The sequence below is a fragment of the Arthrobacter sp. 05L45_2 genome, from assembly GCF_056397525.1.
Genome location: NZ_JBFTNO010000088.1, coordinates 1 through 11297, shown reverse-complemented (window position 1 = coordinate 11297; position 11297 = coordinate 1). Strand labels below are relative to the sequence as shown.

The following is an 11297-nucleotide window of genomic DNA, read 5'->3' as shown; positions in this document are numbered from 1 at the left end:
GCGGTAATCAGGGCGGCCATTCCTACCCCGCCGAGCCCGACGATCATGATGCTGTCCTCAGGCCGGGGTTTGGCGGCGTTCAGCACGGCGCCGCCGCCGGTCAGCACCGCGCAGCCCAGCACGGCGGCGATGTCCGGCGGGATGTCATCGCCCACCGGTACCGCCGAGGCCCGGTCCACGACGGCGTGGCTGGCGAACCCGGACACGCCGAGGTGGTGGAAGACCGGCTCGCCGTCCCGGCTCAGGTGCATGGAGCCGTGCAGGAGCGTTCCTTCGCCGTTGCTCTTGGACCCGGCGGTGCAGGGGAGGCGACCGTCCGCCGCGCAGTTCTCGCACTGCTCGCAACGCGGCAGGAAGGACATCACCACGCGCTGGCCGGGCTCCAAATCGGTGACGTCCGCTCCGACCTCGACCACCCGGCCGGCGGCCTCATGGCCCAGCAGCATGGGCACCGGGCGTACCCGGTTGCCGTCAACGACGCTCAGGTCCGAGTGGCAGATCCCCGCGGCCTCAAGCCGGACCAGGATTTCCGTCGGGCCGGGAGCGGAGAGTTCCAGCTCGGCGATGCTGATCGGGGCGGACTCCGCGAAGGGGCGGGGCCGCCCGATTTCCTCAAGTACTGCACCGGTGATCTTCATCGATCCCTCTCCTGTTGCTAACGGCATTGGTTGGTAACGGCGTTGGCACCAGTAAACCCCACGCCGCCACTGGCAGGTAATTCCTGGGTTATTCCCGGTGCCGGCGGGTCAGAAACCCAGCTGGACGGCCACCTGGAGCAGCAGCGCCTCGGACCCTGCGGGTCCCACCAGCTGGATGCCCATCGGCAGGCCCGTGCCGGGTGTGGGGCCGGTCCAGTGCACCGGGATGCTGATGGCGGGCAGCCCGCACACGTTCACCAGCGAGGACCACGGAGCGAATTCGCACTGCTTCCGGTAGTCCTCGTCCGCGTCGCCCGGCCATTCGGCGGCAGGCCAGTAACCGTCACCGTGCGCCGCGCCGGTAAACCAGCCGACGGGCCGGGGCGTCTGCGCCAGGGCCGGACTCAGGACCAGGTCCCAGGCTGAGAACTGCGCCACGGTGTCCCGCTCGAACTGGCGCAGGAACGCGAGGGCCTCGTTCAGCTTCGACGCGCTGCGCTGCTGGGCCCTGCGGCGGAACGTCCGGGTCAGCGGCGCCAGGAGGGCTTCGCGTTGCGGGGCGATGCGGGCGTTCCCGACGCCGGCGGTCCAGGCGGTGGTGAACGCGCCGGGGTAGCGGTTGTCGTAGCGGATGGCTGCCTCGCCGGTCTGGTGCCCGGCCGCTTCGAGCAGCCGGATCCCTGCACGGAGCGCGTCGAGGGCCTCGGGGTCCGGTGTGAAGGGATAGGCCGCCTGCCACGGGCTGTCCAGGCTGACGCCGATCCRCAGCGGGGGTGGATCCTGGGCGGACTGCCGCAGGTAGCCGGGGAGTGCTCCTCCGGTTGGCGCCGACGCCGGCGGCGGGACGAGGGCGTCCAGCAGCAGGGCGGCATCGGCGGCGGAGTGGGCCAACGGACCTGCGACCACCAGCCGGGCCGGGTCACCCGTACTTTCCCCGGCCGGAATCAGTCCCCGTCCGGGTTTCAGGCCCACGAGGCCGCAGGCTGCGGCCGGGATCCGGATGGAGCCGCCGCCGTCGGATCCCGGGGCGAACGGCACGAGGCCCGCTGCGACGGCGGCCGCGCTGCCGCCGGAGGAGCCGCCGGAGCTCCGGCCGAGGGCGTACGGGTTGCGTGAGGGTGGGGCGATCCGGTTCTCGCTGTAGGCGGTCAACCCGAATTCCGGCACCTGCGTCTTGCCCAGGGAGACTACACCCGCATCCTTCAACGCCGCGGCGAGGGCGCCGTCAGCCGGGGCCGGCTTGTGGTCCAGGGCGGCACTGCCGTGGGTGGTGACGACGCCGGCGACGTCGGTCAGGTCCTTGAAGGCGGTGGGCATGCCGTGCAGCAGCGGGAGGGCAGCCGTGCCGTCGCCGCCGGGGGCTGCCTCGCGGGCGTACCGGCGGTCCGCGGCGTCTGCGTCCCGGAGGGCGTCGTCCGCCGTGACGGTGATGAACGCCCCGAGGCCGGGGTTCGCGGCCTCTATCCGTTCGAGAAAATGGGCCGCGGCCTGCCGCGCGGACAGCTCGCCGGAGCGCAGGGCGTCGCGCAAGGCCACAGCGGAGAGGTCATGGAGGTCAGCCACGTGCCCACACCCGCCGGAGGGCGCCGTCAATCCGGGCCGTTCCGGTGCTGCGCGTAGTGGGCCGAAGGGCTGGCATAGGTCTCCTTTGCTCTCTGCAGAAGCGTAACGTGCCCTCCGGTTGGACCCGGCTGCGACCGCTGGCGATACGCTGGGGGCGGACTTTGTTTTGTATTTCAGCGGAGAGGACCACCATGAGCGACATCGACACCGTGACCGTGTCCGACATTCCCGAAGCGGCCCGGATCCTGGACGTCCGCGAGGACTRCGAGTGGGCGGCCGGCCACGCCGAACGTGCTGTGCACATCCCCCTGGACCAGCTCCCGGGCCGGCTCGAGGAACTGGACCCGGACGAGGACCTCTACGTCATCTGCCGCACCGGCGGGCGTTCCTTCCGGGCCGCGCAGTGGCTGGTGGGCCACGGCTACTCCGCCATGAACGTCGCCGGGGGAATGGACCAGTGGCTCGAGAACGGCCTGCCGCTCGTGTCCGACAACGGCCTCAAGCCCGTCATCCTGTAAGCGAAAGAAGAAACCATGCCCGCGTCGCCCGTCACCTACACGTTCCTCGGCCCCGAGGGAACCTTTACCGAGGCGGCGTTGATGCAGGTGCCCGGCGCCGCCGAGGCCGTCCGGATTCCCTCCTCCAACGTCAACACGGCGCTGGACAAGGTCCGTAACGGGTCCGCGGACGCGGCGATGGTTCCGATCGAAAACTCCGTCGAGGGCGGGGTGACGGCCAYCCTGGACGCGATTGCCACGGGCCAGGAACTCCGGATCCTGCGAGAAGCCCTTGTGCCCATTAGCTTCGTGCTGGTGGCACGGCCCGGCGTCCGCCTTGAGGACGTCCGAAGGGTCTCCACCCATGGCCACGCGTGGGCGCAGTGCAGGCTCTGGGTTGACGCTCATATGCCCAATGCGGAATACATTCCGGGATCGTCCACGGCGGCCGCCGCCATGGGCCTGCTGGACGGCGATCCGCACTACGACGCCGCCATTTGCGCGCCGATTGTCGCCGCGGAACAGCCGGGCCTGGCTGTCCTGGCCGAGAATATCGGCGACAACCCGGGCGCTGTCACCCGCTTTGTGCTGGTGGGCCGGCCCGGCGAACTCCCCGAGCGGACCGGCGCTGACAAGACCACCGTGGTGGTGCCGCTGCCCGAGGACCGACCCGGTGCATTGATGGAAATCCTGGACCAGTTCGCCACCCGCGGCGTGAACCTCAGCCGGATTGAATCCCGGCCCACCGGCCAGTATCTAGGGCACTACTTCTTCAGCATCGACGCCGACGGGCACGCGAGTGACGCCCGGGTGGCCGACGCCCTCGCCGGGCTCCACCGGATCAGCCCCGCCACGCGGTTCCTGGGCTCCTACGGCCGGGCCGACGGACAGCGCGCGGAGGTGGCACCCCACACCTCGGACCAGGCATTCCGGGCGGCCCATGCATGGGTCAAAGATATACTTGCCGGGGCATCCGTGGTTCAGGAATATAACGCGGAGGCTTCGCCCACAGCGTAGACAAACGCCCCACGCGGCACTTCCACCACTTGAAAACTGTGCGTATGCTTGCCTGATCCATATTGGGGAAGTCCTCTACCGGAGGGAGCGGGTCATGTCAGACACCACAGAAAATGACGGCCAGGGAATGATTGTCAATCCCAAGCCGACGGCCGACAACCAGGACTGGGACGGCGACGACGCSGACCGYGCGGACCGGCTGCGCTTCGAGGAGGAGCAGGCGATGATYCGCGAGCAGTCSGAGGCRCGCGCCGCSAAGGCAGCGGAAGAGGCAAAGAAGGAAGCCGAAGCCAAGAAGGAAGCAAGCTAGGCCGGATACCGCCCGGCGGGTGCGGGGCCTACCCGGCCCCCGACGCTCCTGCCGCCGCGCCGCCGTTCAGGGAAACCTGGCGTGCGGCGTCTTCTTTAACCCTGACCAGCAGGGACCGGGGCTCCACCTGGACCGTGACCGACGTGGCTTCGCCCGAGGGATCGCCGTCGATCTGCGTCGGCATCGGCTCGGCGCACTTGATGACAATCTTTCCGGAGCGGTAATACGTCATCACCGGCAGGGTCCGCTTGTGCTTCAGCACAATTTTCCAGTACATCGCCACCCAGCCGATCGCGCTCCGCGGGCTCATGACCACCACGTCCAGCATGCCGTCGTCGATCATGGCCTGCGGAATGAAATCGATCCCGCCCGGAATCAGCCCGCAGTTGGCGAACAGCACACTCCGGATCTTCCTGGACTGCTCCGGCTGGTCGTCCAGGGCAATGGAAACCCGTTTGCGCCGGCCGGGCAGGTGACGCACCCCGGCCTCGGTGTAGGCCAGCCAGCCCACGGCCTTCTTCAGCCCGTCGTTGGTGTCACCCACCACTTCGGCGTCCATGCCGATCCCGGCAATCACCAGGAACGCGTGCTCCGCGGATTGCCCGGTCAGGGCGTTCTCCACTTTCAGCCGGGCCGTATCAATGAAGCGCTGGTGCCCGAACAGGGCGATTTCGACGCAGCCGCGCAGGTCCCCGATATCGAGGTGCACGTTGCGCGCCAGCAGGTTGCCGGTGCCCAGCGGAAGCAGCCCCATGGCGATGTCGGTGTGCGCGAGGGCGTCGGCCACCACACGGACGGTGCCGTCGCCGCCGCCCACCAGGACGACGTCGGCCCCGTACTCGACGGCGGCGCGCGCCTGCGAGAAGCCGGGGTCCTCCGCGGTGGTTTCAAAAAACCGCGGCGCCTCCCAGCCGGCCGCGAGGCAGGCGCTTTCCACCAGGGCACGGGCCTCCGCGGACCGGGACTTGATCGGGTTCAGCACCACGGCGACCTTTTGGGTGGCCAGGTCCGGATTGTGCGTTTCTTCCCAGACGGCGCTGCGGATGTGCTTGGCCTTGAGCCGGCGCACGCCCCACCAGCTGGAGACCGCGAATACCAGGGCTCCAGCGATGACGAGGTAAAGCAGCCAGTCGCGCATGTTGGTCCAACACTATCCCGCGTGTACCCTGCGGCAGGACTGCCGGAGGACGGCCCCCGGGTTCGATAGTCTTATCCGGTGATCGACGTAAAAGACCTCAGCGACAATCCGGACAAGTTCCGTGCCAGCCAGCGCGCCCGCGGCGCCGACGAATCCGTGGTGGACGCGATCATCGCGGCGGACGCCGCCAGGCGCGCGGCGCTGATCCGCTTCGAGAACCTGCGGGCCGAGCAGAACGCCTTCGGCAAGAAGGTGGCCCAGGCCAAGGGCGAGGAAAAGCAGGCCCTGCTGGCCGAGGTCAAGGTGCTCGCAGCATCGGTCAAGGAGGCGTCCGCGGAGGCCGACGTCGCCCAGTCCGCGCAGGAGGAACTGCTCCGCGGCATCCCCAACCTCGTCGAGGACGGCGTCCCCGCCGGCGGTGAAGACGACTACGTGGTGGTCAAGACGGTCGGGACGCCCCGCGAGTTCCCCGACTTCGAGCCCAAAGACCATCTGGAAATCGGCGAGCTGATCGGCGCCATTGACATGGAGCGCGGCGCCAAGGTCTCCGGATCGCGCTTCTACTTCCTGCGCGGCGTCGGGGCCCGGCTGGAAATGGCCTTGCTGCAGATGGCCATGGAGCAGGCCATCGACGCCGGCTTCGTCCCCATGATCACCCCCACCCTGGTGCGCCCGGAAACCATGCAGGGCACCGGATTCGACGTCAAGCACGACGCCGAGATCTACCGGCTGGCGGAGGACGACCTTTACCTGGTCGGGACCTCGGAGGTGGCCCTCGCCGGCTACCACGCCGACGAAATCCTGGACCTGAGCGGCGGACCGATCCGCTACGCCGGGCAGAGCTCCTGCTACCGCCGCGAGGCCGGATCGCACGGCAAGGACACCCGCGGCATCATCCGGGTCCACCAGTTCAACAAGGTGGAAATGTTCATCTACACCACCGTTGAAGAGGCGCCCGCCGAGCACGCGCGGCTGCTGGCCTGGGAAGAGGAGATGCTGGCCAAGTGCGAGCTGCCCTACCGGGTGATCGACACCGCTGCCGGCGACCTCGGCACCTCCGCGGCCCGCAAGTTCGACTGCGAAGCCTGGGTCCCCACCCAGGGCGCCTACCGCGAGCTGACTTCCACCTCCAACTGCACCACCTTCCAGGCACGCCGGCTCAACATCCGCGAACGCGTCCTGAACGAGGACGGCGCACCCAAGGGCACCCGTGCCGTGGCCACCCTCAACGGCACCCTGGCCACCACCCGCTGGATTGTCGCGATCCTGGAGCACCACCAGAACCCGGACGGTTCGGTCAACGTTCCGGCCGCCCTGCAGACGTACCTCGGCGGCATGACGGTCCTCCCCGTCCTCTAGCCACCCGCCGTCGGCAGCTGTTCACCAACGCTTCACACCCTGCTGTGGCGCGCGTCCTACCAGCTGTCGGCGGTGTCTGGTCTACTTGTTAGATGACTACATTGACTGAAGCCTCAGTCGCTGGCAACGATGACCAGCGAGATGCAAATGACAAAATGATGATCGCCCTCGACGTCGACGGAACCCTCGTCGACCACGACGGCCACATGTCCGCTCCCGTCCGGGAAGCCGCCCAGGCCGTCGTGGCCGCCGGGCACAAAGTGATGATCGCGACCGGCCGCTCGCTCAACGCCACCCTGCCGATCATCGAGCACATCGGCATCGACAACGGGTACGCGGTCTGCTCCAACGGCGGCGTGACCCTGCGGGTTGATTCCGGGCTGCCGGACGGCTACGAAGTGCTCCACAAAGCCACCTTCGATCCCGGCCCCGCCCTCCGGGCGCTCCGCAAGCGGCTGCCCTCCGCCAAGTACGCTCTCGAGGACGCCGACGGCAACTTCCTCTCCACCGAGCGCTTCCAGGACGCCAGCTTCGGCGTCGAGGCGATCGGCGTCGACTTCCAGACCATGCTTGAGGCCACGGCCGTGCGCGTTGTGGTGTTCAGCTCGGAGAACACACCGGAGGAGTTCAACGCAGCCATCCGCCACGTCGGCCTCGCCGGCGTCACCTACTCCGTCGGCTGGACGGCGTGGCTGGACATCGCGGCGGCCGGGGTCACCAAGGCCAGCGCCCTGGAACAGCTGCGCTCACGGCTCAGCATCGACGCGCACCGCACGGTGGCGGTCGGCGACGGCCGGAACGACATCGAGATGCTCACCTGGGCGCGCCGCGGCGTGGCCATGGGCCAGGCACCCGCCGARGTCATTGCCGCCGCCGACGAGGTCACCCACTCGGTGTACGACGACGGCGCCGCGCACGTTTTGCGCAGCATCCTCCTCGGGTCCTAGCGGACCCCGGGAGCCCGCCGAGGGGGCCTAGCGGACCTCGAGGATCAGGGCGAGCAGCCGGGCGGCCGCCGGCCGGGCCGCGTGCTCCTCGTTCCACTGCGCCCGCGCCACCGCCTTGCTGACTGCCTGCGTGGTGATGGCGAGCTCCTCCGCCACGGCTTTTTGCTGGCCGCGCACCCCGGGAGTGAGCAGGTCCAGCACCCGCCATTCGGCGGCGCTGCGGTCGTGGACAATGTGGCCCAGGAGCCGCAGGWCGGCCTCGGCCTCGGCGGCCAGGTCCGCGAAGGGGCCCTCCACCGCCACCGGGATACGGTCCTTGCCGTTCCGGAGCCGGTCCACGGCGCGGCGGGCGTACACCAGCCCGTGGCCGGACGCGTCCTTGATCTGGTTCGGCAGCGGTTCATTGACCGGGCCCACGCCGATCCCGACATACCAGGCGCCGGTCCGCAGCGCGATCAGCGCGGCCTCGACGGCCTGCCGCGGGCAGTCAACGATTCCCTGGACTTCGTCCTCGACGGAGCGGTCGAAATCGAGGCGCGCCGGAATGTGCCGCAGGTCCTTGAGGAGCTGCGGCACACGGTCGCCGTCGCGCCGGCTGTCGGTCTGGTTGATGGTCAGCGTGAACATTCTGGATGCCACACTACCGCGTGGTAAACCGGAGGCAAGCACGAGGTGCCGGCCCCGTAACAGACCCGCCCCGGGCCGCCCGCCGGCCCGCCCGGCCCCTGGCACCGGGCTTGTGCCGGGCGCACGGAAGATGTTGCGATGGGGTCAGGCGCCGCCGACGGCGGCACGGACCGGAGCGGAGTACAACGGTGGCTGATGAGGTCGAAGAGCGGACAGTGCAAGCAACGCCGGACGGGGACAACGCCGCGGACCTGGGCCTAGTCGACAGGTGGTGGCGGGCCGCGAACTACCTTTCGGTGGGGCAGATCTACCTGCGGGCCAATCCGCTGCTGCGCCGGCCAATCAGCGCCGAAGACACCAAATCCCGCCTGCTCGGCCATTGGGGCACCACCCCGGGATTGAACTTCATCTACGCGCACCTGAACCGGGTCATCCGCCGGGACGCCCAGGAGATGCTGTTCGTCGCCGGTCCAGGCCACGGCGGACCCGCCGTGGTGGCCAACGCCTGGCTGGAAGGGACGTACTCGGAGATCTACAGCAACGTTGGCCCGGACGAAGACGGCCTGGCGGAGCTGTTCCGGCAGTTCTCGTACCCCGGCGGCATCCCCAGCCACGCTGCACCGGAAACCCCGGGCTCCATCAACGAGGGTGGCGAACTCGGGTACTCGCTGGCCCACGCGTACGGCACTGTCTTTGATAACCCACAGCTGATCACCGCCGTCGTCATCGGTGACGGCGAGGCCGAGACCGGGCCGCTCGCTGCAAGCTGGCACTCCCACAACTTCCTGGACCCGGCGTCGGACGGGGCCGTSCTGCCGATCCTGCACCTGAACGGCTACAAGATCGCCAACCCGACCATCCTGGCGCGTATGCCCGAAGCCCAGCTGGAGCAGCTGCTGCGCGGCTACGGGCACGAGCCGCACTTCGTGACCGTCACGGACCCGGACGACACCGCGGCCGCGCACCGGGACTTCGCCGCCGTGCTGGACCGCTGCCTGGCAGACATCCGGGAGATCCAGGCCGGGCGGCGCACCGGGGGACAGGGTGACGGGTCGGTCCCGGCCGCCGCGTGGCCGATGATCGTGCTGCGCTCGCCGAAGGGCTGGACCGGGCCGAAAACCGTGGACGGGCTGCAGGTGGAAGGGACGTGGCGGAGCCACCAGGTGCCGCTCGCCGAGGTCCGCACCAACTCCGAGCACCTCGCGCAGCTCGGCCGGTGGCTGGAGTCCTACCGGCCCGACGAACTGTTCGACGCCGAGGGCCGGCTCCGCCCCGACGTCGCCGCCAACGCCCCGGCCGGGGAACTGCGGATGGGCGCCACCCCGCACGCCAACGGCGGCATCCTGCTCAGGGACCTAAAGCTGCCCGGCTACTCGGACCACGCCGTGGAGGTCGCCCAGCCGGGCAGGGACCGGGTCAGCGCCATGATCACCCTCGGCTCCTGGCTCCGCGACGTCATCGCCCTGAACCCGGAGACCTTCCGCCTGTTCGGCCCGGATGAGACCGCGTCCAACCGGCTGCAGGATGTCTATGAGGTGACGGACAAGGTCTGGCAGTACCGGATCGAGGAGGTGGACGAACACCTTGCCCGCGCCGGCCGGGTGATGGAAGTCCTCAGCGAGCACCTGTGCCAGGGGTGGCTCGAGGGCTACCTGCTGACCGGCAGGCACGGCGTTTTCAGCTGCTACGAGGCCTTCATTCACATTGTCGACTCGATGTTCAACCAGCATGCCAAGTGGCTGAAGGTCCACCGCGACCTCCCGTGGCGCCAGCCCGTGGCCTCCCTGAACTACGTGCTCTCCTCGCATGTCTGGCAGCAGGACCACAACGGTTTCTCGCACCAGGACCCGGGATTCATCGACCACGCGGTGAACAAGAAGGCCGAGGTCATCCGCGTCTACCTGCCGCCGGACGCCAACACGCTGCTCTCCGTGATGGAGCACTGCCTGGTGTCCCGGGACTACGTCAACATCGTGGTCAGCGGAAAGCAGCCATCTCCCACCTGGCTCGGGCCCGCCGACGCGGCGCACCACTGCCAGCGGGGCTTGGGGATCTGGGAGTTTGCCGGGTCCGAGGTCCCCGGCGAGGAGCCCGACGTCGTGCTGGCCTGCGCGGGCGACGTCCCCACCGTGGAGACGGTCGCGGCCGCGGAGCTGCTAAAGGCCGGTGCACCCGGACTGAAGATCCGGGTGGTCAACGTGGTGGACCTGATGCGGCTGCAGGACGCCGCCGAGCACCCGCACGGACTTTCGTCGCGGGACTTTGACGGCATCTTCACCGCCGACAAGCCCATCATCTTCGCCTACCACGGCTACCCGTCCCTGATCCACCGGCTGGCCTACCGCCGCACCAACCAGGAGGGGCTGCACGTGCGCGGTTACAAGGAAGAGGGGACCACCACCACACCGTTCGATATGGCCATGCTCAACGGCATCGACCGGTTCCAGCTGGCCATCGACGCGATCGACCGGGTGCCGGGCCTGGCGGAACGGCACTCGCTGCTGCGCCAGTCGTTGCAGGACCAGCGCATCGTGGCCCACAACCACACACGGGCCCACGGCGAGGACGCGAAGGAGATCAGCGGCTGGAGCCTCGGCGGCTAGGGGCGACCCTCGCCTGGGCGCGATCGCGGCGGGTCAGGCCCGGGGCGCGGTGAGCGCCTCCAGGCCGCCGGTGGGCAGATGGATCCAGCCCTCGGACCGGGCGGCCCCGGCGTGGGCGGCGTCGGGGCGGATGCTCGCGCCAACGGCCACGGCCCGGGCGGTCAGGGCCGCGACCAGGGCATCGAACATGTCGTCCGAGCCGGCCAGTTGCTCCTCGTGCCCGGCCAGGTCCAGCCAGGGGCGGCGTCCCGAAGTCCGGCCAGGAGGCTGCCCAGGCGCTCTGTTTCCGGTGCGCCGCGGCCTTTGTAGCCSCGSGCCAGCAGGCCCCAGRRCTTCAGKGACGCYGCCGGGTAGACCTCGGCCAGCCGACCACTTCCGTCCCTGGCCTGGGCGCCGAACTCCGCCGCGATCTTGGCCTGGATCACGGCGCAGCGCATGGCCGGGTGCGCCAGCCGGTCTGCTGAGACGCTGAGYGGGATCAGCCCGGTCCGGGCCGTGACGAAGCGGTCCGTGTCCCGGTAGGCCAGGAGCCGCCGGCCCTCGATTCCGTCATGATCCAGGACCGGGCGCGGGGTGCCGGCAAGATGCCCGGCAATAA

Annotated in this window: 12 protein-coding genes; 6 read left to right on the top strand and 6 right to left on the bottom strand. The window is 69.4% G+C overall.

Going from position 1 to position 11297, the window contains the following annotated elements; genetic code table 11:
- A partial coding sequence (locus AC1DHD_RS08830) for an alcohol dehydrogenase catalytic domain-containing protein (protein ID WP_476879349.1) occupies positions 1–638 on the bottom strand: 638 nt, incomplete at its 3' end.
- A gap of 108 nt (positions 639–746) precedes the next feature.
- Positions 747–2201, bottom strand: coding sequence for an amidase (locus AC1DHD_RS08825; protein ID WP_476879348.1), 1455 nt, complete (start codon positions 2199–2201; stop codon positions 747–749).
- Between the two features lie 191 nt (positions 2202–2392).
- Here AC1DHD_RS08825 and AC1DHD_RS08820 point away from each other — a divergent pair, with 191 nt between their 5' ends.
- From AC1DHD_RS08820 to AC1DHD_RS08810, 3 genes are all read left to right on the top strand, one after another.
- A complete protein-coding gene (locus AC1DHD_RS08820; RefSeq protein WP_476879347.1) occupies positions 2393–2719 on the top strand; it encodes a rhodanese-like domain-containing protein in 327 nt (108 codons plus the stop codon).
- A gap of 15 nt (positions 2720–2734) precedes the next feature.
- Positions 2735–3715 (top strand): prephenate dehydratase, encoded by a 981-nt coding sequence (gene pheA / locus AC1DHD_RS08815; protein ID WP_476879346.1) that lies wholly within the window; start codon positions 2735–2737, stop codon positions 3713–3715.
- A gap of 94 nt (positions 3716–3809) precedes the next feature.
- Complete coding sequence (locus tag AC1DHD_RS08810; protein ID WP_476879345.1) at positions 3810–4025, top strand: hypothetical protein; 216 nt, start codon at positions 3810–3812, stop codon at positions 4023–4025.
- 28 nt (positions 4026–4053) lie between these two features.
- Here AC1DHD_RS08810 and AC1DHD_RS08805 read toward each other — a convergent pair whose 3' ends face one another.
- Positions 4054–5163, bottom strand: coding sequence for a diacylglycerol/lipid kinase family protein (locus AC1DHD_RS08805; protein ID WP_476879344.1), 1110 nt, complete (start codon positions 5161–5163; stop codon positions 4054–4056).
- 78 nt (positions 5164–5241) lie between these two features.
- Here AC1DHD_RS08805 and serS point away from each other — a divergent pair, with 78 nt between their 5' ends.
- Entirely contained in the window at positions 5242–6522 is a 1281-nt protein-coding gene (gene serS / locus AC1DHD_RS08800) for a serine--tRNA ligase (RefSeq protein ID WP_476879343.1), read from the top strand.
- Between the two features lie 92 nt (positions 6523–6614).
- Complete coding sequence (locus AC1DHD_RS08795) at positions 6615–7469, top strand: HAD family hydrolase (protein ID WP_476879342.1); 855 nt, start codon at positions 6615–6617, stop codon at positions 7467–7469.
- A gap of 27 nt (positions 7470–7496) precedes the next feature.
- Here the strand turns inward: AC1DHD_RS08795 and AC1DHD_RS08790 are convergent, their stop codons facing one another.
- Positions 7497–8096 carry a hypothetical protein gene (locus AC1DHD_RS08790; protein WP_476879341.1) on the bottom strand — a complete coding sequence of 200 codons (600 nt, stop codon included), beginning with the start codon at positions 8094–8096 and terminating at the stop codon, positions 7497–7499.
- Positions 8097–8284: 188 nt separating this feature from the next.
- Here AC1DHD_RS08790 and AC1DHD_RS08785 point away from each other — a divergent pair, with 188 nt between their 5' ends.
- Positions 8285–10699: a phosphoketolase family protein gene (locus AC1DHD_RS08785; protein WP_476879340.1), complete on the top strand. Its 2415-nt coding sequence runs from the start codon at positions 8285–8287 to the stop codon at positions 10697–10699.
- A 33-nt stretch (positions 10700–10732) separates the two neighbouring features.
- Here AC1DHD_RS08785 and AC1DHD_RS08780 read toward each other — a convergent pair whose 3' ends face one another.
- Both AC1DHD_RS08780 and AC1DHD_RS08775 read right to left on the bottom strand, forming a co-directional pair.
- Positions 10733–10888: a hypothetical protein gene (locus tag AC1DHD_RS08780; RefSeq protein ID WP_476879339.1), complete on the bottom strand. Its 156-nt coding sequence runs from the start codon at positions 10886–10888 to the stop codon at positions 10733–10735.
- Positions 10861–11297 (bottom strand): DUF429 domain-containing protein (locus tag AC1DHD_RS08775; protein WP_476879338.1); only part of this gene is annotated, 437 nt, incomplete at its 5' end. The genes AC1DHD_RS08775 and AC1DHD_RS08780, both read right to left, overlap by 28 nt.